The organism is Puia sp. P3 (assembly GCF_050632245.1).
Classification (GTDB): Bacteria; Bacteroidota; Bacteroidia; order Chitinophagales; family Chitinophagaceae; genus Puia.
The window spans coordinates 145335-169946 of the sequence record NZ_CP192583.1 but is presented as its reverse complement, the minus strand read 5'-3'; the positions used below and the strand labels follow the sequence as shown (position 1 = coordinate 169946).

23 protein-coding genes and 3 pseudogenes are annotated in these 24612 nt (G+C 56.7%); 15 read left to right on the top strand and 11 right to left on the bottom strand.

What is annotated here, in order from left to right; all coding sequences use genetic code 11:
* The first annotated feature begins 19 nt into the window (after window positions 1-19).
* On the top strand, window positions 20-1357 hold the full coding sequence (locus tag ACQ86N_RS00965) for a UDP-N-acetylmuramoyl-tripeptide--D-alanyl-D-alanine ligase (RefSeq protein ID WP_431213529.1): 1338 nt from the start codon (window positions 20-22) through the stop codon (window positions 1355-1357).
* Here the strand turns inward: ACQ86N_RS00965 and ACQ86N_RS00960 are convergent.
* The 4 genes from ACQ86N_RS00960 to ACQ86N_RS00945 form a co-directional block, all read right to left on the bottom strand.
* On the bottom strand, window positions 1314-1712 hold the full coding sequence (locus tag ACQ86N_RS00960) for a putative PEP-binding protein (RefSeq protein ID WP_431213528.1): 399 nt from the start codon (window positions 1710-1712) through the stop codon (window positions 1314-1316). The two genes, ACQ86N_RS00965 and ACQ86N_RS00960, sit on opposite strands and share 44 nt — an antisense overlap.
* Entirely contained in the window at window positions 1682-2182 is a 501-nt protein-coding gene (locus ACQ86N_RS00955; RefSeq protein WP_431213527.1) for a putative PEP-binding protein, read from the bottom strand. Before ACQ86N_RS00955 ends, ACQ86N_RS00960 begins: the two co-directional genes overlap by 31 nt.
* Window positions 2079-3785, bottom strand: a complete 1707-nt coding sequence (gene ppsA, locus ACQ86N_RS00950) for a phosphoenolpyruvate synthase (protein ID WP_431213526.1) — start codon at window positions 3783-3785, stop codon at window positions 2079-2081. The genes ACQ86N_RS00955 and ppsA overlap by 104 nt, the downstream gene beginning before the upstream one ends.
* Before the next feature lie 326 nt (window positions 3786-4111).
* Window positions 4112-5971, bottom strand: coding sequence for a DUF4153 domain-containing protein (locus tag ACQ86N_RS00945; protein WP_431213525.1), 1860 nt, complete (start codon window positions 5969-5971; stop codon window positions 4112-4114).
* Window positions 5972-5980: 9 nt separating this feature from the next.
* On the opposite strand from ACQ86N_RS00945, the gene ACQ86N_RS00940 reads away from it, so the two are divergent.
* Both ACQ86N_RS00940 and ACQ86N_RS00935 read left to right on the top strand, forming a co-directional pair.
* Entirely contained in the window at window positions 5981-6202 is a 222-nt protein-coding gene (locus tag ACQ86N_RS00940) for a hypothetical protein (protein ID WP_431213524.1), read from the top strand.
* Window positions 6156-6803 (top strand): SGNH/GDSL hydrolase family protein, encoded by a 648-nt coding sequence (locus ACQ86N_RS00935; RefSeq protein ID WP_431217931.1) that lies wholly within the window; start codon window positions 6156-6158, stop codon window positions 6801-6803. Before ACQ86N_RS00940 ends, ACQ86N_RS00935 begins: the two co-directional genes overlap by 47 nt.
* 24 nt (window positions 6804-6827) lie before the next feature.
* On the opposite strand, the gene ACQ86N_RS00930 is transcribed toward ACQ86N_RS00935, so the two are convergent.
* From ACQ86N_RS00930 to ACQ86N_RS00915, 4 genes are all read right to left on the bottom strand, one after another.
* Window positions 6828-8288, bottom strand: a complete 1461-nt coding sequence (locus ACQ86N_RS00930; RefSeq protein ID WP_431213523.1) for a response regulator — start codon at window positions 8286-8288, stop codon at window positions 6828-6830.
* A 2-nt stretch (window positions 8289-8290) separates the two neighbouring features.
* Window positions 8291-8725: a response regulator gene (locus ACQ86N_RS00925; RefSeq protein ID WP_431213522.1), complete on the bottom strand. Its 435-nt coding sequence runs from the start codon at window positions 8723-8725 to the stop codon at window positions 8291-8293.
* A 12-nt stretch (window positions 8726-8737) separates the two neighbouring features.
* Window positions 8738-10543, bottom strand: a complete 1806-nt coding sequence (locus ACQ86N_RS00920) for an ATP-binding protein (protein ID WP_431213521.1) — start codon at window positions 10541-10543, stop codon at window positions 8738-8740.
* A 74-nt stretch (window positions 10544-10617) separates the two neighbouring features.
* A complete protein-coding gene (locus ACQ86N_RS00915) occupies window positions 10618-11586 on the bottom strand; it encodes a potassium/proton antiporter (RefSeq protein WP_431217930.1) in 969 nt (322 codons plus the stop codon).
* Here ACQ86N_RS00915 and ACQ86N_RS00910 point away from each other — a divergent pair.
* On the top strand, window positions 11492-11704 hold the full coding sequence (locus tag ACQ86N_RS00910; RefSeq protein ID WP_431213520.1) for a hypothetical protein: 213 nt from the start codon (window positions 11492-11494) through the stop codon (window positions 11702-11704). The two genes, ACQ86N_RS00915 and ACQ86N_RS00910, sit on opposite strands and share 95 nt — an antisense overlap.
* Window positions 11691-11834 (top strand): hypothetical protein, encoded by a 144-nt coding sequence (locus ACQ86N_RS00905; RefSeq protein ID WP_431213519.1) that lies wholly within the window; start codon window positions 11691-11693, stop codon window positions 11832-11834. Before ACQ86N_RS00910 ends, ACQ86N_RS00905 begins: the two co-directional genes overlap by 14 nt.
* A gap of 4 nt (window positions 11835-11838) precedes the next feature.
* Here ACQ86N_RS00905 and ACQ86N_RS00900 read toward each other — a convergent pair whose 3' ends face one another.
* The 3 genes from ACQ86N_RS00900 to ACQ86N_RS00890 all read right to left on the bottom strand — a co-directional run bounded on the left by ACQ86N_RS00900 (window position 11839) and on the right by ACQ86N_RS00890 (window position 15570).
* A complete protein-coding gene (locus ACQ86N_RS00900) occupies window positions 11839-12990 on the bottom strand; it encodes a lactonase family protein (protein WP_431213518.1) in 1152 nt (383 codons plus the stop codon).
* A gap of 21 nt (window positions 12991-13011) precedes the next feature.
* Complete coding sequence (locus ACQ86N_RS00895) at window positions 13012-14481, bottom strand: zinc-dependent metalloprotease (protein ID WP_431213517.1); 1470 nt, start codon at window positions 14479-14481, stop codon at window positions 13012-13014.
* Window positions 14482-14589: 108 nt separating this feature from the next.
* Window positions 14590-15570 carry a DUF5117 domain-containing protein gene (locus ACQ86N_RS00890; protein WP_431213516.1) on the bottom strand — a complete coding sequence of 327 codons (981 nt, stop codon included), beginning with the start codon at window positions 15568-15570 and terminating at the stop codon, window positions 14590-14592.
* A gap of 154 nt (window positions 15571-15724) precedes the next feature.
* Between ACQ86N_RS00890 and ACQ86N_RS00885 the strand changes: the two genes are divergently transcribed.
* The 10 genes and pseudogenes from ACQ86N_RS00885 to ACQ86N_RS00840 all read left to right on the top strand — a co-directional run bounded on the left by ACQ86N_RS00885 (window position 15725) and on the right by ACQ86N_RS00840 (window position 24590).
* On the top strand, window positions 15725-16774 hold the full coding sequence (locus ACQ86N_RS00885) for a hypothetical protein (RefSeq protein WP_431213515.1): 1050 nt from the start codon (window positions 15725-15727) through the stop codon (window positions 16772-16774).
* Window positions 16744-17004: a hypothetical protein gene (locus tag ACQ86N_RS00880; protein WP_431213514.1), complete on the top strand. Its 261-nt coding sequence runs from the start codon at window positions 16744-16746 to the stop codon at window positions 17002-17004. Before ACQ86N_RS00885 ends, ACQ86N_RS00880 begins: the two co-directional genes overlap by 31 nt.
* A gap of 84 nt (window positions 17005-17088) precedes the next feature.
* Window positions 17089-17259, top strand: coding sequence for a hypothetical protein (locus tag ACQ86N_RS00875; protein ID WP_431213513.1), 171 nt, complete (start codon window positions 17089-17091; stop codon window positions 17257-17259).
* A gap of 104 nt (window positions 17260-17363) precedes the next feature.
* The gene (locus ACQ86N_RS00870) at window positions 17364-18215 is read left to right on the top strand and encodes an OmpA family protein (protein WP_431213512.1); all 852 of its coding nucleotides are present in this window, start codon (window positions 17364-17366) and stop codon (window positions 18213-18215) included.
* 448 nt (window positions 18216-18663) lie between these two features.
* A pseudogene (locus ACQ86N_RS00865) lies at window positions 18664-18936 on the top strand (carboxypeptidase-like regulatory domain-containing protein); the annotation flags it as partial.
* Window positions 18937-19096: 160 nt separating this feature from the next.
* Window positions 19097-19345: pseudogene (locus tag ACQ86N_RS00860) on the top strand (TonB-dependent receptor plug domain-containing protein); the annotation flags it as partial.
* A gap of 1091 nt (window positions 19346-20436) precedes the next feature.
* Window positions 20437-20865: pseudogene (locus ACQ86N_RS00855) on the top strand (TonB-dependent receptor domain-containing protein); the annotation flags it as partial.
* Between the two features lie 29 nt (window positions 20866-20894).
* Window positions 20895-21653, top strand: coding sequence for a hypothetical protein (locus ACQ86N_RS00850; protein ID WP_431213511.1), 759 nt, complete (start codon window positions 20895-20897; stop codon window positions 21651-21653).
* Window positions 21654-21674: 21 nt separating this feature from the next.
* Window positions 21675-23321, top strand: a complete 1647-nt coding sequence (locus ACQ86N_RS00845; RefSeq protein ID WP_431213510.1) for a RagB/SusD family nutrient uptake outer membrane protein — start codon at window positions 21675-21677, stop codon at window positions 23319-23321.
* Window positions 23322-23426: 105 nt separating this feature from the next.
* The gene (locus ACQ86N_RS00840) at window positions 23427-24590 is read left to right on the top strand and encodes an FG-GAP repeat domain-containing protein (protein WP_431213509.1); all 1164 of its coding nucleotides are present in this window, start codon (window positions 23427-23429) and stop codon (window positions 24588-24590) included.
* The last annotated feature ends 22 nt before the right edge of the window (window positions 24591-24612 follow it).

Genomic DNA, 24612 nt, shown 5'->3' with positions numbered 1-24612 from the left:
GTTGCACCTTTGTTGTCTTATGAGAATTGAGAACCTCTACGACATCTATCTCCGCCATCCATCCGTCGTCACGGACACCCGTCAGCTCAGGGAGGGGGACCTTTTCTTTGCCCTGAAAGGACCCAGCTTCAACGGCAACGCCTTCGCGATACAGGCGCTCGAGGCAGGTGCGGCCTACGCCGTCATCGACGAGGCCCCGACAGACTACGGTGCCCAGGGCAACGGGTCCACCTTCGACGCCATCGCCTCCCTCACGGACCGGCTCATCCTCGTTCCCGACGTGCTCAAAACCCTGCAGGACCTGGCCCTCCACCACCGCCGGCAGTTCAATATACCCTTCATCGCCATTACCGGCAGCAACGGCAAGACCACCACGAAAGAACTGGTACATGCCGTCCTTTCTTCTACCTTCCTGACCTATACGACCAAAGGCAATCTCAACAACCATATCGGCATCCCCCTCACCATCCTGTCCGTACGTCCCGACGCGGAATTCGCCGTCATCGAAATGGGCGCCAACCACCAGAAAGAGATCGAAGGCTACTGCCGCTATACCCTGCCGACCCACGGCATCATCACCAATATCGGGAAGGCCCACCTCGAAGGATTCGGAGGACCGGAAGGCGTGAAGAAGGGGAAGGGCGAGCTGTATGACTGGCTGCGGGATAACGGAGGAACCGTTTTCGTACTGAATGATTCCGCGGACCTGCGGCAGATGAGCCGCGGTATTGCTCATATCATCACTTATGGGACGCAGGACGCAGATTTTACAGGAGTAGTGAAAAAGGAGACAGACGCCGACACCTTCCTCAACGTCTCCATCACCCACGGCGCTCCTGCCGGCACCATCCACACCCAGCCGGTAGGCGACTACAACCTCCCCAATGTACTGGTCGCCGTCACCATCGGCAAACATTTCGGCGTACAGGACTCCAGGATCTACAAGGCCATCGAACAATATACGCCGTCCAACAGCCGCTCGCAGCTGATCGAACGCGACGGTAACCATATCATTCTCGACGCCTACAACGCCAACCCCTCGAGCATGCGGGCCGCGATAGAGAACTTTGCAAAGGTTCCGGGCGGTTTCGACCAGAAGATACTCGTCCTCGGCGCGATGGCCGAGCTCGGCCCCGAAAGTCTCAACGAACACCGCGGCATCGTAGACCTGATCGCCCAGCATCCCTGGCGGGACGTCGCCCTCGTAGGCGGCGACTTTCAAAAGATCGACCACCCCTACCGGCGCTTCGGCGACAGCAAAGAAGCCGGTCACTGGTTGTCCAGCGCCGGCTTCCGGAATGTATACCTGCTGATCAAGGGATCCCGCAGCAGTAAAATGGAATTAGTCCTGGGGTAGGGCCGTCTTCTTCTCTATCTGGTAGATAGCCTTCACCGTCTTGATCACCGAGTCCGGCGTCACCGAGATACTGTCGATACCCTCTTCGACCGAGGAACTGCGCGAAGTCGGGGAAGTCCGAAGGCCCCTGCCCGCAGATGCCCACCTTTACCTTACACTCCTTCGCCGTCCGTATCAGCATCCGCAGCAGCGATTTTACGGCCTCGTTGCGCTCGTCGTAGATATGCGCCACCAGCGAAGAATCGCGGTCAAGCCCCAGCGTTAGCTGGGTCAGGTCGTTCGACCCGATGGAGAAGCCGTCGATATGCCGGGCAAAATCCCGCGCTAAAATAATATTGGAGGGAATCTCCGCCATGAGGAAGATCTCCAGGGGGAACGTTTCCCCTCCCCTCTCACGAGGCCGTACTCCCGCATCACGCCCTGCACCTTCTTCAGCTCTTCCACCGTCCGGCAGAAGGGCACCATGACGACCACATTGTCCAGACCCATCTCCTCGCGCACCCTGCGGATGGCCCTGCACTCGAGACCGAACGCCTCCTTATACTCCGGCGAATAATAGCGCGACGCGCCCCTCCAGCCGATCATCGGATTCTCTTCGGTCGGCTCGTAGTACTTGCCACCCGGCAAATTATAGTATTCATTGCTCTTAAAATCCGAGAACCGCACGATCACCTTTTCCGGATAGAACGCCGCGGCGATTCGACCAACACCATAAGAGAGCTTACGGATGAAGAAGTCCTCCTCGTTCTCGTAGCCCGCCGTCTTTGCCCTGATCAACTCGGTCAGCTCGCGGTCCTTCAGCTCGCGGTGCTTTATCAGCGCCATCGGGTGTACGCCGATATAGTTGTTGATGATGAACTCCTCGCGCGCGAGCCCTACCCCGCTGTGCGGCAGCCAGGGAATAGTTGAAGGCCATGGCCGGCGTTCCGACGTTGAGCATCAGCGGCGTGTTTACTTTGGGCAGGTCGGTGAGGTTGGTCTCGATCACGTGGAAGTCCAGCTCGCCCTCATAGATGAGGCCTTCGTCGCCCTGGGCGCAGGAAGCCGTGATCAGCTGCCCTTCCGACAGCAGCTCGGTCGCGTTGCCACACCCTACGATCGCAGGCACCCCCATCTCACGGGCTACGATAGCCGCGTGACAGGTACGTCCGCCCTTGTTGGTGATGATGGCGGCGGCCTTTTTCATGATCGGCTCCCAGTCGGGGTCGGTCATATCGGTAACCAGCACCTCACCCGCGATGAACTCGTGCCCGAGCCTTTTATCCAGCGAATGCATGATCCGGACGCGGCCGCTGGCGATCTTGTCGCCGACGGCGATGCCCTTCAGCAGCGGTTCCGCGGGTCGTATCTTGTCGCTGAGCACGTACTCGGTCAGCTTGCCGGCCTGTTTGCGGGAGTGTATCGTCTCGGGGCGGGCCTGAACGATAAACAGCTCGCCGCTGAGCCCGTCGATGGCCCATTCCACGTCCATCGGGCACCAGTGGCCCTTCTTCTTCGAATAGTATTCCTCGATCAGGCATACCCAGGAAGCCAGCTTCAGGATATTATCTTCCTCCAGACAGAACCGGTGCTGCATGCCCCGGTCCGCAGGGATGATCTTCACCCGCTCGTCAGGGTCGTCTCCATACACCATCAGCTTGTCCTTCACACCCAGCCGCTTTTCCACGATGGACGAATAGCCGGCCTTCAGCCCGGGTTTGAACACGATGAACTCGTCGGGAGACACCGCGCCCTGAACGACCATCTCCCCCAGCCCGTAGCTGCCGTTGATGACGACCACGTCTTTAAACCCGGATTCTGTATCGAGGGAGAACGCGACACCCGACACGCCAAGGTCGGAGCGGACCATCTTCTGTATACAGACGGAGAGGCCCACTTCAAAATGGTCGAACTTGAAATTCTCGCGGTAGCTGATCGCCCTGTCGGTAAACAGCGACGCAAAACAGTTGCGCACGCTGTCCATCAGCGCGGCGGGGCCTCTCACGTTGAGATAGGTCTCCTGCTGGCCCGCGAAGGAGGCGTCGGGCAGGTCTTCTGCCGTCGCTGACGACCGGACAGCTACGTCGGTGTCGGTCTGGTCGTACTGTCCCGAGAGCCCGTGATAGGCCTCGATGATAGCGGCGCTCAGCGTGGGCGGAAATTTGCAGTTCCGGATGAGCTGCCGGATGCGCAAGCCCGCGCGGCGCAAGGACTCCACACTGTCGAAGTCGATCTCTTTGACGAGCCTGCGAATCTCCGATTCGAGCTGACCGGACTCAATAAACTCACGGTACGCGTGCACCGTGATGACAAACCCATCGGGAATGCGGATCCCCATTCCGTGCAAGTTGGTGATCATCTCACCAAGGGATGCATTCTTTCCTCCGGCAATGGCGATGTCGCCGAGGCCGACCCCACGCAAGGGCAAAACATAAGTGTGTGAGTTCATATGACTAAAAAATGGTGACGAAAGGATTCCCGTGTTCTTAAGAGGATATTCTCACGCGAAGGCTACGCAATAGGAAGGACAAGTCTGTGTCAGTGATAAATTATGACAACAAAATTAGAAGAAAATCTTTCGCGCAAAAGTTTTAGCGCAACTATTTTTTATGCAATCCATTGCATGGGTATGTCCGATTGACACGATGAAACCGGCCACCAGCGCGGATGTCGGGCCGCCGACATTTCGTGGGAGAGCTGTCGGCTGTGGGCATTGACCCGACCCGCGTTAAATCGGTTTAGCGCATGTTCATACTGTGTAGCAAATACGATAAGTCATTTCTTTTTCATCAGCAAATAACCCGAAAGGCTTTTCAACTTCTTCCTGTTGCCATGCACCTCCCCGTCGCATCGGGTTATTACAAGGCAATATCCCCATTGCGTATTGGCACTCTCGGCGAGCATCTTTTCCCCCGGCATATGCACGGTCTGCTGCTCGTTGTGGGCCGGGATGCCGTCTGCTATCGCGGAGAGATCGACCAGCATCGAAGAGTCCTTGTCGGGGAAGAGGTGCATCCGGTTGGCCGCCGTATCCATCACGACCAGCAGCTGGTGTTTGCCCAGCTGATAACGGCTGCTGTCCACAGACGGCTGGTGGAGACTGAGGTTAAAATAGATATTGGGAATGAGGAACTCATAGCCCTTTGTGTAGATAGCGTCGTTCGCCTCACGCTCGATATCGGCATAGAAATTTTCGAAAAGGTCCTCTTCGGTCTCATAGCTGTTCGCGAACGGGACCTCCATTTCCTTCAACAACACCCGCCTGATATAATAGTCATCCCTGCCGCTGTAGGGCGAGCTCTGCGCCTTCTGCACCACCGAGTCCAGATCTTTGCTGAACAGAGGCTGCAAGGACCGGTAGCCGTGCTTGCTGATAAGATACCCGGTAATATCGCTGATCTCCTGCCGGTCGCTCAGCGCAACATGCACCGACTTTCCGCTGATCTTCCCGTCCGCCAGCAGCTCGTACTTGTCCAGCATCGCCTTCAGCCGCGAACGCTGACTGCGCAATGACACGCTCTCCGCGCCCCAGGGACCGAATGCCGACAAAAATGCCGCCGCACACAGCGACAGCGGTATCAGACGGATCGTCTTTTTCTTCGAGACGAGGAAGTACAGCGCGGTGAGCAGCAGCCAGGCGGCCAGCAGCAGGACGAAATAGCGCTGCTCGGTGATGCCATAAGCGGCGACCCTTTTCCAGATGGCAAATCCCAGAAGCACGATCAGCGGGAACAGCGCAAAATAAAAGAACCTCGAGTAGCCCGAGATCCATTTATTGCCCTCCTCATTTCGCAGCGGCCAGACCAGGAGTATCGCAAGAATACCCGCGACGGAAAAACAGAGCACCATCCAGGAGACCCAGCCACTGGGCCAGACGGCGGTAACAGCGATCCGTATACCATACGCGTAGAGGATCAGCAGGTAGATCGACAGTATCGGAAGCAGGACGAACTGTGTAAAGATATTTAACCCTTTCGGGTAGTCGACGATTGACTTCGGGCTATCGTACCGGTCGGGGAACCCCGCCAGAAAGAAGACGGTATTGGACACTCCCGCGATGACGATCCAGAGATCGATATAGATCTTTTCCTCGATATTGACATGGAAAAGATGCTCGATCGCCGACAGCGCGATCACCAGCCCGAGATACAACACCCCGTTATACAACGACCCGGTGAGAATACGCAGGAACAGCTGTTTGTTGTACACCCAAAACCCATTATCCTGTTCTCCCCCGATGAATCCGATACAGGCGATCAGCCAGTGCAGCCCCAGCGCAAGCAGGGCGAAGCGCAGCATCACCTGGGACATATAGTGTACCGGAAGGGAAAAATAGTACGCGGCAGCCAGCAGCAGCACCCCCTGAAGGGCCGCCGCGACGACGCGCCGGAGTTGCCTTTTTTCGGCCAGCACGGTCATGGCTACCGACAGCAGCATCCCCAGATAGGCCGCAAACACGATATTCCATAGCTGAAGATCAACATACCCCGTCCCCGACGGGCGATGTACTGCCTCTATGCAAAATGCCGTCGCGGTTATCGCCAGCAGGATAGCCGGCGGAAACCGTAAAAAAGTCCGGGCCACGCCCTTAAATACGGATTGAATAGAGGGGAATTTCATATATTTCTTGCTCAAATTGTCGTTATGAAAAAACTCGCCTGTCTCCTTGTCCTGCCTTTGCTGCTCGCCGCGTTTGACCACCGTACCGTCAGCTGGGTCGCCGTAGGGGATTCGATCACCTATCTGAACGAACATCCCGACGAGACGGGCCACCGGGTCACGAAGGGCTACCTCACACGGGTCACCGAGCAGCTGCCTTATATCCACTATACCAACCAGGGGACACAACGGCTGGACGTCCTCTAATATTGCCAGATCGATCGAAAAGCTGGGCATTCCGCCCGCGGACGTGTACAGCGTATTTTTGGGTACGAATGACTGGTGGCACGGCAACCGCATCGGCGGCTGGGCGGACTACGAAAATAACACCGGCGACAGTACGGTCTACGGGTCGTTCCGGATCATCGTCAACAAGCTGCGGAGTCTCAATAAGGATGCGGCGATCATCCTGATCACCCCGATGCCGAGGGCGGATTTTGTGCAGGTGGGGAGGGCGACGAATAATGCTTATGGCTCATATAAAGAAAAAGACGGGCAGACCCTCGAACAGGTGGCCGATGCCGTGCTCACCATTGCCGCCAAAGAGCATCTCCGCGTCGTGGACCTCTACCACGACAAGCGGCTTTCGGTGCCGAATTTGGTGCATTTCAAAAGACTGAAGGACCCGCAGACGGGTCAGTACCGCGACTTTGGCTGGCCGGAATATAAGGACATTCCCTTCGACCCGGCAGGCGAGTATCCGTATCCCCCGGAGGCCATCGATATGACATACGATGGATTACACCCCTCCGATAAAGGGGACGCGCTGATCGCGAAGCGGCTGGTGAAGATCCTGAAGAAACTTTAGGCGGCGGGTTGCGCCCGGCGGCGCTCAGGTCGACGGCATACTGACGGCCGCATGCATCGGCAAACTCACACTTAGCGTACACCCCTCTCCAGGCGAAGACTGGATCTCGACGGTTCCCGTAAACAACTCGGCGCGGCTGATGATATTCGTGATCCCCACGCCCTTGCGGTGGCGGCTGGGGTCGAAACCCACGCCGTTGTCGCTGACGGTGAGAACGATGTCGCTGCCCTCGATGGACAGGCGAATAAGGACCCTTGTCGCGCGGGCGTGTTTGATGATATTGTTCAGCTGCTCCTGGACCATGCGGAAGATGGCGAGTTTGCGGCGGTCTTCGATCTGCTCCTCGGTGATGTTCTGCAGGTCGAGTTCGATGAGGGGGCCGTCCTTGATGACGCGCATATCGTCGATGATATCCTCGATCGACTCGATGAGGCCGATCTCGCGGAGGCCGGGGGTGATGAGGGATTTGGATATTTTGCGGATCTCGTTGATCGACTTGCTGACCAGCTGGGTGCTTTTGTCCAGCAGCTCCTGGCGCATTTCCTCGTCCGTCATGGCGGTATTGATATAGAGGTTGGCGGCGCCGAGGATCTGGTTGACGTTGTCGTGGAGCTCCTTGCCGATCTCGGTCCTTTCCTTTTCCTGTGCGACGATGACGGCCTCGGTTATCTGGCGCTGGCGGTTCATCCGCTGTTCGTTGAGTTCGTTCTCCAACTGGATGCGTTCCGTGACGTCGTTGGCGAGTACGAGGATCGCGGGTCTGTGCTTGTATTTTATGCTATGCCAGGCGGTGTCGACGAAGATGGTCTCGCCGTCCTTTTTGAGGTGCCGGAGAATGCCCTTTTTCATGCCGTCCTGGTGGTGCCAGATCTCGGCTACCTCCTGCCGCAGCTCGTCGACATCGCCCTCGAGGCGGATATCGGCGAGGGTTTTGGCGAGGAACTCTTCGTGCGTATAGCCGTAGTGCTGCACCGCCGCGCTGTTGGCCTCGAGGAAATGAAAGGTGTAGGCGTCGAAGACCCACATGGGCATGGGGTTGTTGTTGAAGAGTTCGCGATAGCGCTCTTCGCTCTCCCGCAGGTGCAGCAGGTTACGCATACGTTCGAGGCTGTACCGGATGGCGCGGGACAGGATGCGCTCGTCGAACTCGCCTTTTACCAGATAGTCCTGCGCGCCGAGCACGAGGGCCTGCATGGCCAGCTTGGTATCCGTGAGGCCGGTGAGGAGGATCACGGGAATGCGCTGCGTCGACGCCTGGATGCCCCTATAGGAATCCAGCCCAAAACTATCGGGCAGGGACAGGTCAAGAAAGACCAGGTCCGCGGGATCGTTTTCCAGGATCTCTCTGCCTTCTCCCAGGCTGGACGCGTGTTTCACGTCCCTGATATCGAGATCGGTGCCCCGCAGGAATTCTTCGAGGAGGAAGAGGTCGCCGGGGTTGTCTTCCACGACAAGAATCGTTAGTGGTGTAGTTTCTTCTGACATTGTTAAGACGCGATTTTGGGCAGTTTGACAATACTGATCCAAAAATTTTCAATGGTGCGAACGACATCCATAAACCGATCGAGGTCGACGGGTTTGGTGATATAACAATTGGCATGATTGTCATAGGAGGCGAGGATGTCCTTCTCCGATGAAGAAGTGGTCAGCATGATGACAGGTATGCGTTTTAACTCGGGGTCGTTCTTGATGATGCTGAGGACCTCGGTCCCGTCCATTTTGGGCAGGTTGATGTCCAGCAGAATGAGGTCGGGCATTTCGGTGTCCCGGAAGGGAGGGTCCTTTTTGAGAAAGCTGATCGCCTCCACGCCGTCGTTGGCGATGGAGATCTTATTGATGATGCGCGCGTCGTCGAGCGCCTCGCGTGTCAGCAGGATGTCGCCTTCGTTGTCGTCTACGAGCAGGATGTGTATCTGTTGCATAATCCGATAAGGTTAAACCTTTTTAGATATAGTGAAATAGAATGTGCTTCCTTTTTTCGGCACCGACTCCACCCATATCTTTCCCCCGTGCCTTTCCACGATCTTCTTGCAGATAGCCAGTCCGATGCCCGTCCCCGAATATTCGCTCTTGTTGTGCAGCCGCTGAAAGATGATAAATATCTTGTCGAAGAACTGGGACTCGATTCCGATACCATTGTCTTCGATGGAGAACTGCCAGAAATTCGGCTCTTCCTTCGCGCGGATAACGATCGCCGGCGGCTGCTCGCTGTGGTACTTCAGGGCGTTGCTCAGCATGTTCTGGAACAGCTGGGTCACCTGTACCTTGTCGCCCCAGACGCAGGGCATCGGTCCGATGTCGACGCTCGCGTGGGCGGTGCTGATCCTTTCGTGGAAGATATCGCTCACTTCCGTGAGTACGGTATTGACGTCCACTTTTCCGAAGCCTTCCTTTGCGGTCCCCACCCGGGAATATTCCAGCAGGTCCATGATGAGGGCCTTCATCCTTTCGGCCCCGTCGACGGCGTAGTGAATATACTGATCGGCCTTGTTGTCCAGCTGCCCTCCGTATCTTTTTTGCAATAATTGCAGGAAACTGCTGACCATTCGCAGCGGCTCCTGCAGGTCGTGCGAGGCAATGTACGCAAACCGCTCGAGTTCTGCATTGGACGCGGCGAGCTCGCTGGCGCGTTTGGCCAGGTCGAGGTTCAGCGACCGCAGTTGCTTCTCGTGCTGCCTCCTTTCCGTTATATCGATGATGGCAACCAATCTCGCCTTTCTGCCCTCGAATTCGATCGTGTGGCCGTTGACCAGCACGTCGACGACCTCGCCGTTCTTCCTGACGTGCCGCCACTGGGCGCCGCGGTATACTTCCGGGCGCTTTCGCACGTCTTCGATCTCTTCCATCAGCTCGGGGATGTCCTCGACCGGTCTGATATCCTTCAGCGTCATCGAAAGGAACTCCGGTCTCGTAAATCCGTACATCTCAATAGCCTTGTCGTTGACCTCGAGGAAACTCAGGGTGTTCTCGTCATAGATCCATTTTGGCAGCGGACTTTTGTAGAAAAGGGTCTTGTACTTGTCTTCGGAGGCGGTCAGGTCGGCGGTCTTTCTTAGTACCTGTTCTTCCAGTTCGAGATTGAAGCGCTTCAGCTGTTCGCGGGCGGCTTTCTCATGGGCGAGATCGATCCTGATCTTCCGGAAAGAGACATAGCCGAGAAAGGTGACCGCGACGACCATGGCCCATAGCACGAACTGTAGTTGCGATGCCCTGTTCTGGTTGGTATTGCGCCGGATGCCCAGCAGGCGCTGTTCTTCGGTGACGACGCTGTCGATCATCCGGTGGATATGGGAGGAGTAGCCGCTGGTCGCCGAGGTCGTTATCAGATCATGTGGTATTCCGAAATTCCCGACCCTGCTGGCCTGCATGGCCTTGTCGAGCTCCTGCCGGTTGTTGTTGATATAAAAAAGCAGCGAGTCGAGCCGGGGTTGCTGGCTGGAGTTGTCGCTGGTCAGTTGTTTCAATTCTGCTATCTGCGGGCGGAGGCTGGTCATGGAGTCGTCGGCCCTTCTGAGGAAGATGCTGTCGCCCGTCAGCAGATAGTTCTTGATATTCATTTCGTACTGCACGGCCGCGTTCAGGACCTCCTGTGTCTTGAACAATACCAGATTGGTGTGCCTGATGAGGATCCCGTTGTCCTGTATCCGGCGATATTGCCAGATGGACAATACGACGATCATAAGCACGAAGCCAATCGCGAATGCGATGCCACTCGTTAGTTTTTTCTCTATGGTTCCCATAGTAAGCGTCCCCTAAGGGCGGATGAGGTAAATGATTGCTTTTGAATACTTCCGGTAATATACGTAAAAATTTCCTACTTACTATCCGGGACAGTCAGGTTCAGCCATCTGGCGACTGCCGGGAGGGTCGTCCCCTGTACCAGTACGGAGGACACCGCGATAAAAAAGACGAGGTTGAATATAAGGTTAGACTCAGGCAGGCCGGCGATCAGGGGGTAGGTGGCAAAAACGATAGGTACTGCCCCCGCAGGCCGACCCGAGGACAGGAAAAGCTTACTTCTCCGGTCGGTCTTAAAAAAGAGCAGGGTGCCGAACACTCCGATGGGTCTTGCTACAAAGATAAGGAAAGCGGAGATCAGAAGTCCAGGTCCGGCGACGGCCAGTACCCGTGAGGGGAAGACCAGGAGCCCCAGGGTAAGGAAAAGTATGATCTGCATCAGCCATGCGATACCGTCATAGAACTGGATGAGGATGCGTTTATGAACAAAATCGGACGATCCGAGGAGTACCGCGCAGATATAGATGGATAGAAATCCGTTGCCGCCGATCGTCTCCGTCGCCGAATAGCTGAAAAGGGCCAGGGCGAGCAGGAGCACGAAATACAGTCCCTTGTTGGGCAGGTGGATCCTGTTGATCAGCCAGATACTGCCCTTTCCGGTGGCGTAGCCCATGAGAGCGCCGATGACAAAGCCCTTAACGCAGAGGAGGAGCAGCTCGCCGGCGTGAAAGGAACCTTCCCTGGCAATTGCGGTGAGGGAGATAGTGAGGAAATAGGCCATTGGGTCGTTACTACCGCTTTCGAGCTCGAGGACATGGGCGAGATCGCCGCGGAGGTGGACGCCACGGCCCCGCAGGATGGAAAATACGGCCGCCGCGTCGGTGGAGGAGATGATAGCCCCCAGCAGCAGGCCGACGGGCATGGAAAAGCCCAGCAGGAAATGTACGAATATGCCGACGGACAGCGCCGTCAGGACCACGCCGAGGGTCGAGAGGGCCAGTCCTTTTTTGAGTATGGGCGCGATCGTCCTGAAATTCGTGCCCAGCCCGCCGGAGAACAGGATAAAATTCAGCGCGACGACGCCGATCAGGCTGTGCCACGGGCGGGTCGTCGAAGGGGATGCCGCCGATGCCTTCGGAGCCGGCGAGGATGCCTACCAGTAAAAAGAAGATAAGGGTGGGTACGCCCCAGCGGCTGGTGGTCTTGCCGCCGAGGATGCTCAACAGGAGGAGGATGGAGCCAATCAATAATATATTCTCGGTGTGTACGGGCATTGCTTATTCCACCATCTAATAGTTTATTCGACCATCTTCAGGCAGGATGGCGAAGGTATTTCTATTCGTTCGCCGGTGGGTTGCAGGAGGCCTGTTTGTTTGTCGACCCTGAAAATAATTATTTCGTTGCTGTCCTGGTTCGCGACCAGCAGATAGCCGCCGGTCGGGTCGAGGGTGAAATTCCTCGGTTCTATGCCCAACGTCCGGGTATACCCGATGGTTCGCAGCGTTCCATTGTCTGCGTCGATGCTGAAGATCGCGATATTACTCTCCCCTTCTCTGTTAGTCACGTAAAGGAAGCGACCGTCTGCCGACACGTGTATGTCGGCGCTGCGGAAGGGGCCATTGGCCGTATCGGGGTGCGCGGCTATGCGCTGTATCGGCTGGAGGTGGCCGGTGCCGGGGAAATATCGGTAGGCGTCCACGCTGCCGCCGAGCTCTTCTACCAGGAAGGCCCATCTGCCGTTGGGGTGGAAGGCGAGATGCCTTGGCCCGGCGCCGGGAGTGGCGGGGATCTTTTCGGTTGATCGTAGTGGCTGGGGCGTCGCGGAATTGAACTGAAAGATATGGATCGAGTCCTCGCCGAGGTCCTGTGCGTAGAGACTGCGGTTGTCGGGGGAGAATACCACCGAGTGGACGTGTGATTTTTCCTGGCGGGTGGCGTTGATGCTGTGGCCGGTGTGCTGAAAGTTCTGGGCATAGGGCAGCAGGGCTCCGCCGCCGCCGACGGGAAAGACCGAGAGGCTTCCGCCGGTGTAGTTGGCGAGGGCGACCCAGCGTCCGCTGCGATGGACCGCGACATAGACGGGGTTTGCTCCTCCTGACGGCTGTTTGTTGATGAATTCGAGCCGGCCCATTGTTTTGTCGAGGCGGAACGCGCTGATGCTGCCTTCTGCCTGGGTGCGGGTGTCGGTGGCGGCATATACGTATTGTTTGTCCGTGGCGACCTCGAGGTAGGAGGGGTTGGTGACGCCTTCGGTATGGCTGAGGAAGGTGGCGTGCCCCGTGGAGGCGTCGAATTTGTATACATAGATGCCCTTGCTGCCGGTGCTGTCGGCCGGAGGCGTGGCGTTGTTCGTTCCTTTGTTGGTGTAGGTGCCGATTAAAAGCCAGGAAGACTGGGCCTGGGTCGATGTTGTGAAGTATATCGCGAGTAAAGTGAGGTATATGCGCATAGGTGCTATAAAGATAGGGCTTTAAAAATCCTTTTGCGCACCGTTGTCGTTGCCGCAGGGGGCATCGAAGATTCCGGGCATTCCGATAGGTGCGCCTGGGGGCATCTCCAGCGCCGGCTGCGGCACAAATTTATCCGGCGATTTTTCAAACTCATCTATCTGCGAAAGTCCGAAGAACAGCGCGGCGTTCTTTTTGCTCGCGCCGGCGCCAACGCGGCCGGCCATCCAGCTTCTAAGTCCCTTGATCTCGACGAGGGCTTCTCCGCGGACATTCTCCGCATTTTTTGGGTCGGCGGCCAGGGCCAGCAGGTATTTCAGGACGAGGTTGTCGACTAGCAGTTGTAACTCGCCCTCGTAGCCGTAGGCGGGGGCGCCTTCCAGAGTCTTGTCGAGCAGTTTGTCGATGACGGCCAGCAAGCCCGGCTGACGGCTGTCGCGCGCCTGGTATTCTATCAGGCGGGCCGCGCGCTCGCCGTTGAGCAGGTAGGACAGCGTATTGGCGGCCGCGGCTTCGGCGGCGGCGATGGGGTCAAAGGAGGGGCCGGTGTGGCCGTTGAAAATCTCGATGCCGGAAGGGTAGCCGGTCGGGCGCGGCGGGATTTTTCGGATCAGCGTTTCCGGCAGGTTGAGGGCCTTCGGGGTGATCGTATTCATCAGCGCGTCGAAAGCGCGCCACTGTTCCGCAGGATCGACCATCGCCGTGGGTTGCTGCCCGTCGTTCTTGACCGCGTGTGTAAAATACAGTCCGCCGAGGGATTTGGCGACGGCCTCCACCTGGTAGCGGTGCAGCAGGTATATCGGAACGAGGACTTCCCCGATGGTGGCCATGGGCTGGCCCTGCTGTATGGCGTTTTCCGAGAAGCGGTCCAGCAGGCGGCGGCGGATGCTCATCAGCTTGTCGAGCTGGGCGACCGGATCGGCGCCGTCGTCCCACTGGTTCGCGCGCGGATGGGCCATGCCACCGACGTCGGGAATATAGGTATAGCCCTGTGCGAGTGTTTCCTTCATGATGGCGTCAAGCGCTGCGTTTTCGTCTATACCGTTTGCAAAATCGGAGTAGCCCCAGATGATGGCGCGTTTGTCCCAGCCGCCGATGTCTTTGGCGTATACCTCGCTGAGATCGATGCTGCCGTCGGGTCGCATGTCAACCCTTGGGAAGGGATAGTCCATCACCGATGCGCGGTCCTTAACGCTGGCGGTAAAATTATGCGTCAGTCCCAGCGTGTGACCGATCTCATGAGCCGATAGCTGGCGGATGCGGGCAAGCGCCATCTCCTGCATCCGGGTGGATATGGGTTTGCCGTCGGAATAGGGCTGAAGCAGGCCTTCGGCGATCAGATAGTCTTCCCGGTGCCGGTCGGAGCCCGGGGTTACGACGCCTTTTATGATCTCGCCCGTACGGGGATCGATATACGAACTTCCGTAGGAGAAGGCGCGCTGCGGGCTGCCGCTGCGGTTGACCCAGTTGACGACGTTGTAGCGGATATCCATGGGGTCCGCGCCTTCGGGCAGCTCTTTTACCTGGAACGCATTCTTATAGCCTGCTGCTTCGAACGCCTGGTCCCACCACGCTGCCGCCTTCGATGAGCGCCTTCCGGATTAAGGGGGTGCGCCGTTGTCGATATAGTATACGATGGGTTGGACGGGTTCGCTGACGGCAGCGGAAGGGTCTTTTTTCTTCAGACGATGGCGTTCGATAAAGCGCCGGACGAGCGGCTCGCTCATCGGCGCGGAGAAGTCGAGATAGCTAAAACTGTTGAAGCCCGACCGGGGGTCGAATCGCCGTGGCTGATAGCCGCTGTCGGGAAGCCCGGCAAAGGACTGGTGCATTCTGACCGTGACGCATGTCGGGTCGGGCGCCACTGCCCCACCCCTTCGGAATCCTCCTCCACTGCCGGCGCCCCCGCCGATAAAGCTGATCATCGCCTCGAATTCGGTGTTTTTTGGAAAGTTCCTGCTGTTGTCGATGAGGACGGCGCTGCGGCTTTCGTCGAAGTGATAGCCCGCTCCGGTGGAGGTCGCGCTTCTGCCCGCGGCACTGGCCGCGAAGGACGCGCCGGGATTGGCGCGGCCCGAGCCGATGGTCTCGCCGATATGCAGCGCGTCGCGCACAACGAAAGGCGTGAGGTCGATGAGCGTCTTCCCGCCCTCGACGGCTACAGGCGAGAAGCCGAAGAGTACGGACTGCGACCAGGCGTCGGTCACGTCCCGCTGTTCCGCCGCGCTACCGTTGACGGAGCGGGCCTCGTAGTTGGGCTGCAGCAGGAAGACCTTCGCCCCGGCCCGAATCCATTTTACGATGACGGCGGAGGCCTGCCCGCGTTCGGCGCCACCGTTGCCGATGCCCTGTGGCAGGCTGGTAAAATAAAGGAATTCCCTGTCGAAGCGGTCGATCTCAAGAAAAAGCTTGCCCGTCCTGTCTTCGTAATAAAAAGTATAAAACCCCTCGAATTTCTTACAGTTTTGTGTGACCGAGGCGATGGTTGCTGCCGGCGGGTGCGCGCCATCGTTGGAATGCTGTGCGAATGCGGGGATACCATATAGGGAAATGACCAGTACGGCCAGCAGGGGTGCCCTCATAAACAGTATAGTATTTGAGTGATCAAGTTACACGAAAATTCGTCAAAACTGCACGGTTATCCCTGTTTACTGCACGGTCTTATATTGGTGTGTCGAGTGGATTGGGAATGTGCTATATTCGCGGCTTCAACCCTAATACGCCCAGAACACTATTATGAGACTGACCCTTTCCGTAAGCTGCCTGATTATTAGTATCGCTTTATTTTCCTGTCACAAGAACAATGATCCTTCGCCTGCGCCCCCGACACCTGTCGACAGCGTCAGGCATTTCAGTACGAACTATCTCGCCTCAGCCTATCAGATACAAACATTTGGACTGAAGAAGTATGAGCTCGTCGTCAGCGAGCCGGCTGGGAAGGTTGTACTGGATACCATTACCACAATTAATACGCCGCTAAATGCCGACCTGGTAACGAGGGTGGCCGCACTGGACATATCCGTGATCGCCTATGATTCTTCTATCCGAATGTACGTCATCGAGGCCGTGAAGGGCGTCGACCCTTTATTATGGACTGCTCTGCCCGGCAGCGACTCGGTGCCAGGCAAGTCTAACCGTCCGCCCACACCGCCGATGCAGCCGACTACGATCAAATACACCCATGTCCCTCTGAGCCCCTACGATGTTTATTACAGTGTGCAGCAATATACTGGTCTGCAAACGTACTACCCCGGTTCGGCGGACAGCTCGATCACCGTCAACTACAACTACTCCAGCTCCTTCACCTATTTCTTATTTCCGAAGGCGCGACTGTATAATTTCCACCGGAACAACGGACCCAACGATGTAGTGGACCTCTCCCATATGGACACCGCAAGGGCGGTGAAGTTCAGTTTGCCGGCCAACAACACCATCGACATATTTTTTGCATACGGCTACCCGGATACGACAGATATTGGCACGCTTTTAAAGGTGACCATGCCGAGCAATAACCCCTCCCTGTACAATGCGGATCTGATATACCCAGGCGGAAAAGCCTTTCAGAAATACTACTACGATATGGTCCTCAGCGACACCGTTCACAACGCCATCGTCCACTACGTCAACCACTGGTGCGACACCGTCTCGGCAACGCCATTCATCCCGTCTGTGGACTATTATACAGTCACGTCGGCGAAGAGCAATAATTTCTCGGTGCAATTCAGCAAGCAGCGCCCCGGCTACTATACGACGCAGTGGAACGCCCCCAATTCATTCTCGACCTGAGCACGCCGGGTGATTCCGTTGCGTTGAACCCGTCGGGCTTCGTGACCGCGCTGAAAAGCAAATTGCTGGCGGGACAGGACCCCGTTGCGATGAAGGTCAGCGGCATCACGCTGTACTGGTCGCTCGATCATGACCGGCCTGTGGCAAAAGGAATTGCGCCTCCGGCGACTCACTATGATGCAAAAGCTGTTGAACCGTCGACGGTATCGTTCAGCCAGGCTATCCCATAGGGGAACCGTTATCCGGATGTTAATTAGGTCTGACGCGGATTAAACAGCGGATTCAGTGACTGGTCTTATATAAAACTTAAGATCATGAAAACGCTCAATTCATCCAAATTTAAACTTTTCCTGCTGGGTCTGGTCATCGCTGCCGGTTTCAGCTCCTGCTACGTATCGGCCCGTCCTTATGGTTCGCACTGGGTGCCGGGGCACTATGAGGCTGGTTATTATCACAGCCACTGGATTCCCGGCCACTGGTCGTAGCCCTGCGCGCATCCCCGACACTGATCGTAACAAATATTCCCAACCCCGGCAGGAAGCCGGGGTTGTTTTTGCATGGTGGTCCTCGACTTGTGGTATATTCGGGTATGAGAGTTTTGGTTTGTCTTGCCGTGTTTATCGGGACGTCGCTCAGCGTTTCAGCGCAGGGGCGGTCCCGCGATAGTCTGACGGTATATTTTGGGTTTAGCCGGCACGACTTGAGGGCGGAGGAAGTCTCAAGGCTGGATTCCTTTGTCCGGCGCGTGAATGCGTCGACCGACACGGTCTATATTTACGGTTATACGGATACGGTAGGGACAGTGGAATATAATCAGGGGTTGTCACTTCGCAGGGCACAGCAGGTAGCGGCTCGGGTCGGGACGCTGCCGGGACTGGTGGTCGCGGGCCTGGGAGAAGGAGGGCAGGTGGATGGCGGGGATAGTGTAAACCGCAGAGTGGTTGTAGTGAGGAGTTATCCGTCGGTTGTGAGGGATGCAGCGGCAGCCCGCGACACGGGTGCTGTCAAAGGCGCGGGTGACACGGCCGCGGGGCAGCCCGACTCCATCATCACACTACGTGATATCAACTTTTACGAAGACCAGGCCATCCTCACCGAATCATCGCGCATGTATCTTCCCCGGTATCTACTGCTGCTGCGTGAATACAAGACCGACTATATCGAGGTCGACGGATACGTCAACTTCACAGTGCCCGTGACCGAACCGGGTGACCCACTGTTCAAGCTGTCCGTCAAGCGCGCGAAACTTATTTACGATATACTCATCGAAGAAGGGTTTGACCCGTCTCATCTCAGCTATAAAGGTATGGGTAACAAAAGATCGAGGTTTGCCCATCCGGCGACCCGCGGAGGAGATGCACGCCAATATGAGGGTGGAGGTACTCATATTCCACCGGCCACCGGGGTAGGGCCGGCGATCCTGCTAAACGCTAAAACATAAATAAATGTATTTCATACATTTACTCATAGTCATAATAAATATTTAAAAAATTATCCTCTTTTACATTTCGACACAGTTAATTAATACTTAATATTTTATCAGGCCCGTGGGCCGAAATCGGCGATTTCGGGACATTGCAATCGATTGTTTTGATTTAAAAAATTTATACTTTTAATGAGTCTTTAATACACACTGTTCTGTGGCCCAGAACAGGTTTTTTTTACGAAAAGATATAAATGTTCGTTTGACATTTGTAAACTTGCTTTTGTAGAATAACATTCAAAACGATTGCACATGGGACCATCCATCCTCCTCGCGCTTCCTCCTGCTCCAACTTTTCCCTTTTTCCGTTCCAGCTCGTAACCATTCCCCGGACCAACACGAAAATACTTGCTTGACACGGTCATATTGACCCGCGTATTTGTGACTTATAACCAAAAACAAGCTTATGCACCCGCTGCTAAAATCAAGAATGATTTTAATGGGCCTGGCATTGCTATATGCCAACGTCCTCCTGGCTCAGGAGCCCATCCGCGTGACCGGCAAGGTCGCGGACAACACCGGCGTTCAACTCGGCGCCGTCACCGTCTCCGTTAAAGGCACCAGGACCTCCGTCGCAACCGCCGCGGATGGTTCCTTCACCATCCTCGTACCCGGCAAAAACTCCATACTCGTCTTCACCTATGTCGGCTATCAGGGACAGGAAACGACCGTCGGCGACCGCACCACCATCGACGTCCGCCTCACGCAGTTGAACTCCGCCATGAACGAGGTCGTTGTCGTAGGCTACGGCACCCAAAAGAAAAGAGAGATCACCAGCGCCATCACGCGCGTGGACGCCGAGCAGTTCAACAAGGGCAATATCAGCGACGTCTCGCAGCGTGCTGCAAGGCAAGGTCGCCGGTCTTTCCATCGCCAAACCCGGCGGCGACCCCAACGCGGGCTTCACCATCCGTCTCCGCGGTCTGTCGACCCTTGGCGCCAACACATCACCCCTGATCGTCATCGACGGGCAGATCGGCGCCGACATCAACTCGGTCGACCCCAACGATATCGCCAGCATGGACGTACTGAAAGACGGCAGCTCCGCCGCCATCTACGGTACGCGCGGTTCGGCGGGTGTCATCATCATTACCACCAAGTCGGGCAGCCGGTCGGGGCCGCAGGTCTCCTACAGCGGATCGGTCACCGCCGAAAAAGGCGCGCGCTTTACCAGGCATATGACCCCGGGCGAATTCCGCGACCTGCTGAAGTCCACCGGCGCGGGCACCGACTACGGCGCGAATACCGACTGGAACAAGGAGATCACCCGAACGGCCATCACGCACGCGCACAATCTCTCGCTGTCCGGCGGCAACGGCCATACCTCCTATAATGTCTCGCTCAACTACCGCAACGGGCAGGGCATCGCCATCACTACGGGCTTCAACCAGCTGAACGGCCGCATCAACCTGCAGCACAAGGCTCTCAACGACCGGCTGGTCTTCAACGTTACCATGAATTCCACGCGGCGCGTATCGACCGTCGGCTTCGCCAACGCCTTTGAATACGCCACCATCTATAACCCCACGGCCCCCGTCCACGTGCCGGTGGGAAGCATCAACGATATCGCGGGCGGCGGCTGGTTCGAGTTCTCGGCCACCGACTATTCCAACCCCGTCGCCCTGCTGACGCAAAACACCAACACGGTGACGATGAGGAGGCAGAACATTGCCGGCAGCGCCGAGTACGAGATCCTGAAAGGCCTTAAATTCCTCGTACGCTATGCCCAGCAGTCGATCAACTCCGACTCCGACAAGTACTCCCCGATAAATGCCTATGCCAACCGCGGCTTTGACCCCGCCCTCGACAACGGCTTTGGCAGGCACGGCTACAAGATCCTGCAGCAGGCTACCGCCTTCAGCCAGCTGTATGAGAATACGCTGAGCTATCAGCACAAGTTCAACGACCTGGACATGGGCGCGATCGCGGGTTACTCGTACCAGGATTTTTCCAACAACGGCAACTATATCGGCGCAGGAAATTTTGTCACCGACGCCGCCAGCGGGAATATCTCCGCCGCACTCGACATCCCGTATGGTCTGGCGACAGTCAAGAGTTTCAAAAACGCGAGCAAGCTGGTCGCGTTCTTTGGCAGGGTCAACGCCAACTATAAAAACTTCGCCTTTCTGGCGGCCAGCATCCGAAGGGAAGGCTCGACGCAGTTCGGTCCCAACAACAAATGGGGTTATTTCCCTGCCGTCAGCGGCGGTCTGGACTTTGCCCATATGGTGGATATAGCGAACATCAATACGCTCAAGCTGCGCGCCAGCTACGGCGTCACCGGGAGCCTCCCACCCTATTCCTATCTATCGCTGCCGACGCTGACGGTAGCCGGCTCTTACTATGCCGGCAACGACCAGTACGGCAATACCTATGCGCCCAACCAGAACCCGAACCCCAACCTGAAATGGGAAAAAAGGCCGAGACGGATATCGGTCTGGACTTCGCCCTCTTCGACAACCGGCTCACGGGTGCGGCGGACTATTTCCGGCGTACGACTTCGAACCTCATCTTCAACGTTACGGTGCCCGTGCCGCCCAATCTCGTCTCCACCACCTGGGAGAATATCGGCACGCTGCAGAGCAATGGCTTTGAACTGCTGGTCAACTACGACGTCATCCGGAAGCGGAAATTCACGTGGACGACGAGCCTCAACTATTCCCGCGCGCACGTAGTACTCAAACACCTCGACCCGACGCTGGCGGGCTCCTATGTAGGCGCCTCGAATCTGGGCAGCCCCGGACAGGAAGCCACGCAGATCACCCGGGCCATGGAAGGGCAGCCCATCGGGCTTTTTACCAGGCCGTATATAAAGGGGTAGACCAGAACGGGAAGTATCTTTTCGACGACGGGAAGGGCAATCCGGTCGCCGACAACAACAACTACAGGACCATCATCGGCAACGGTCTCCCCAAATATGAAATGGGCTGGACGAACAGTTTCAAGTACGGCAATTTCGACCTGAACGTCTTCTTCCGCGGGGCATTCGGTCACCAGCTCATCAACACCTACCGCGCGTTCTATGAGAACCCCACGGTGTCGTCGGTATACAATGTTGTCAAAACGAAGTATTACAATCCCAACGTAAAAGACGCCCAGCTGTTCAGCAGTCTGTTCGTGGAGAAGGCCAGCTTTGTCAAACTGGACAATGCGACCATCGCCTACAATCTGCCGCTGAAGAAGGACGGCGATCCTACGGGTGGGTTCAGGAGTCTCCGGGTCTTCCTGACCGGCTACAATCTCTTTGTGATCACGGGCTATACCGGCGCCGATCCCGAAGTGCGTTATGCCGACCAGAGCGTCGCCCCGGCCAATATCCTGGCCCCGGGCATCGACAGAAGGGAGAACTGGGTCATGACCCGGTCGTTCACGCTCGGAGTCAATCTGGGATTCTAATACTTCAAACTCAATCAGCATATGAAATACAATATTATCATACGAACATCCGTCCTGGCGTCACTGGTCTTTATCGGATCGTGTACGAAGCTGGACGAGACCAAATACCTCTATGATACGGTGAACAGCGACGGGTTCTACCAGACGGACGCCGAATTGTCCTCTGCCGTAGGCGCCGCCTATTCCAATCTTTCGGGCATCGCCAGCAACAACCACTTCATTCCCATCAACGAGGCGATGACCGACGAGTGCGTCGTTCCGACGCGCGGTCCGGACTGGGGTGACGGCGGGCGCTGGGTCCGTCTGGCCACGCATACGGTGCAGTCGACAGACACCGACCCGATCAACGGCTGGAATTTCTGTTATTCCGGTGTCAATACCTGCAACCGGCTGATCGCAACGCTCTCCAAATATCAGAACCCCAAGATCCCGCAGTACGTCGCGGAATTAAGGGGACTGAGGGCCATCTACTATCTGTGGCTGCTGGACTGGTACGGCAACGTGCCGATCAGCATCGATTTCTCCCAGACCACGCCTCCCGCCAACAGCACCCGCGATCAGGTGTATGCACTGGTGGAATCCGAGCTGCGCGCCGTCGCTTCGATCCTGCCGCATACCGGGCCGGCCGCGGAGTCCACGTACGGCCGCGTCAACGCCTACACCTGCTGGGCCGCGCTGGCCAAGCTGTATCTGAACGCCCAGATCTACACCGGGACCGCGCAGTGGGACAAGTGCATGGCCGCCTGCGACACCCTGATCAATTCCGGTCTGTACACGCTGACGCCCAACTACGCCGACAATTTCTCCAAGGAGAACAAGGGCGTGCCGGAAACCATCTTCACCATCCCCTACGACCATGTGCACGAACAGGGCAACAATTTCTGTATGATGACCCTCAACGGCCTCAATCAGAATACTTATAACATGAACGCCCAGCCGTGGAACGGTTTCGCGAGCATCCAGGAGTTCTATAATTCGTATATCGATCCCAGCCAAAATCCGGGTCCGCAGGGAATGGTCGTAGGTACCGACCCCGCGGGCGACAGCGTTACCGGTACGCTGGACAAAAGGCTTTCGAACTTCCTGGTCGGGCCGCAGTATGGCGCCGACGGCAAACAGCTGCAGGACGGCGGTTATGAGAAGAGCGGGCCGAACTATGCGGGCGACCCCAATGGTGCGCCGATCGTTTTTACGCCGTATATCAACGAGCTGCAGCCGACGGCATGGCGCCAGTCGGGCGCGCGTATCGCCAAATGGGCCTTCTATTCAGGCATGACGCAAAACCAGGACAACGACTTTGCGATATTCCGGTATGCCGATATCCTGCTGACCAAGGCGGAGGCGAATGCCCGGAAGGCCGCCAACTGGAATGATCCGATCACGCTGGCGATCGTCAACCAGATAAGGACGGTACACGGCGGCGTCGATCCGTTCGCATCCATGACAGCCGCCAGCTTCCTCGCAGAGCGCGGAAGGGAGATGTTCTTTGAAGGCTGGAGAAGACAGGACCAGATACGTTTTGGCGTGTTCAACAACGCATGGCGTTTCCACCCTGCCGACCCGGCCGACAATCTGGGGCCGCACGGGATCAACCACGTCAATATCCTGCCGCTGCCCGATGCACAATTGAATGCCAATAAGAATCTAAAGCAAAATCCTGGTTATTAATATATCGCAGGGCCAGGGGGCCGTCAAGGTCAAACAGTTTAGCATATATCCCTGGCCCTGCGATATATGCCGAAGGACGTCGGCTTGCTGCTGACGAAATAGCCTATGTTGCGTCTGTCTGTTTCTATCGCATGTACTCTATTGCTGGCTGTTGCGTGTACCGGTAACCGCGCGCGACGGCCGGCTACTTTATTTTCCCTTCTGCCCGCGGACTCGACGGGCATCGGGTTTTCCAACAACCTGCAATTTTCCGAGGAGCTCAATATGTACACCTTCCGCAATTTCTACAATGGCGGAGGGGTTGGCGTCGGCGATATCAACAACGACGGATTGCCGGACCTTTTCTTCTGCAGCAATCAGGGATCGAACCGGCTTTATTTGAATAAGGGCGGCTTCAGATTTGAAGACATTACCGAAAAGGCGGGCGTCGCCAGCGATGGGGTCTGGTCGACGGGTGTGGTGTTTGCGGACGTCAACGGCGACGGGCTGATGGATATTTATGTCTGCAAGTCGGGCGACCTGAAGGGGAAGCACCGGGCGAACCAGCTGTTTATCAATAACGGCAATCTTACGTTCACGGATAGTGCCGAAGCATACGGCCTTGCCAATACGGGATTGTCGACCCACGCCGTCTTCTTCGACTACGACCGGGACGGGGACCTCGACTGCTATCTGCTGAACAATTCTTTCCGGAGCGTGGGCAACTACGACCTGGTACGCGACCAGCGGAATATCGCCGATACGCTGGGCGGGAACAAGCTGTACCGCAACGACGGCGGGCATTTTACGGATGTTACGAGGGAGGCGGGCATCTACAGCAGCAAGATCGGATTTGGGCTGGGCGTGACGATTGCCGACGTCAATAAGGATGGGTGGCCGGATATTTATGTTTCGAATGACTTTTTTGAGAAGGACTATCTGTATATCAATCAGCGGGATGGTAGTTTTCGTGAAGACCTCGAGGGCTGTATCAACGAGATCAGCATGAACTCGATGGGGGCGGATATTGCCGATATCAACAATGACGGGTTGCCGGATATCTATGTGACGGATATGCTGCCAGAGGCGGAGGATCGGGTAAAGACGAAGACATCGTTCGAGACCTGGGAGAAGTATCAGGCGGATATCGCGGGGGGCTACTACAAGCAATTTGTGAGAAATGTTTTGCAGTTGAACCGGGGGCGGCGCCTGCAGGGGGAGACGCGCATTTCAGCGAGATCAGTCGTCTGGCGGGGGTCAACGCCACGGACTGGAGCTGGGGCGCGCTGATCGCCGACCTCGACAACGACGG

What these genes read in the sequence shown, in the direction of transcription:
- ACQ86N_RS00965 (WP_431213529.1), top strand. Translation starts at nt 20, where the DNA reads ATGAGAATTGAGAACCTCTACGACATCTATCTCCGCCATCCATCCGTC.
- ACQ86N_RS00960 (WP_431213528.1), bottom strand. Translation starts at nt 1,712, where the DNA reads ATGGCGGAGATTCCCTCCAATATTATTTTAGCGCGGGATTTTGCCCGG.
- ACQ86N_RS00955 (WP_431213527.1), bottom strand. Translation starts at nt 2,182, where the DNA reads ATGGCGCTGATAAAGCACCGCGAGCTGAAGGACCGCGAGCTGACCGAG.
- ppsA (WP_431213526.1), bottom strand. Translation starts at nt 3,785, where the DNA reads ATGAACTCACACACTTATGTTTTGCCCTTGCGTGGGGTCGGCCTCGGC.
- ACQ86N_RS00940 (WP_431213524.1), top strand. Translation starts at nt 5,981, where the DNA reads ATGAAAAAACTCGCCTGTCTCCTTGTCCTGCCTTTGCTGCTCGCCGCG.
- ACQ86N_RS00930 (WP_431213523.1), bottom strand. Translation starts at nt 8,288, where the DNA reads ATGTCAGAAGAAACTACACCACTAACGATTCTTGTCGTGGAAGACAAC.
- ACQ86N_RS00925 (WP_431213522.1), bottom strand. Translation starts at nt 8,725, where the DNA reads ATGCAACAGATACACATCCTGCTCGTAGACGACAACGAAGGCGACATC.
- ACQ86N_RS00920 (WP_431213521.1), bottom strand. Translation starts at nt 10,543, where the DNA reads ATGGGAACCATAGAGAAAAAACTAACGAGTGGCATCGCATTCGCGATT.
- ACQ86N_RS00910 (WP_431213520.1), top strand. Translation starts at nt 11,492, where the DNA reads ATGCCGACGGACAGCGCCGTCAGGACCACGCCGAGGGTCGAGAGGGCC.
- ACQ86N_RS00905 (WP_431213519.1), top strand. Translation starts at nt 11,691, where the DNA reads ATGCCTACCAGTAAAAAGAAGATAAGGGTGGGTACGCCCCAGCGGCTG.
- ACQ86N_RS00900 (WP_431213518.1), bottom strand. Translation starts at nt 12,990, where the DNA reads ATGCGCATATACCTCACTTTACTCGCGATATACTTCACAACATCGACC.
- ACQ86N_RS00895 (WP_431213517.1), bottom strand. Translation starts at nt 14,481, where the DNA reads ATGGATATCCGCTACAACGTCGTCAACTGGGTCAACCGCAGCGGCAGC.
- ACQ86N_RS00890 (WP_431213516.1), bottom strand. Translation starts at nt 15,570, where the DNA reads ATGAGGGCACCCCTGCTGGCCGTACTGGTCATTTCCCTATATGGTATC.
- ACQ86N_RS00885 (WP_431213515.1), top strand. Translation starts at nt 15,725, where the DNA reads ATGAGACTGACCCTTTCCGTAAGCTGCCTGATTATTAGTATCGCTTTA.
- ACQ86N_RS00875 (WP_431213513.1), top strand. Translation starts at nt 17,089, where the DNA reads ATGAAAACGCTCAATTCATCCAAATTTAAACTTTTCCTGCTGGGTCTG.
- ACQ86N_RS00870 (WP_431213512.1), top strand. Translation starts at nt 17,364, where the DNA reads ATGAGAGTTTTGGTTTGTCTTGCCGTGTTTATCGGGACGTCGCTCAGC.
- ACQ86N_RS00845 (WP_431213510.1), top strand. Translation starts at nt 21,675, where the DNA reads ATGAAATACAATATTATCATACGAACATCCGTCCTGGCGTCACTGGTC.
- ACQ86N_RS00840 (WP_431213509.1), top strand. Translation starts at nt 23,427, where the DNA reads ATGTTGCGTCTGTCTGTTTCTATCGCATGTACTCTATTGCTGGCTGTT.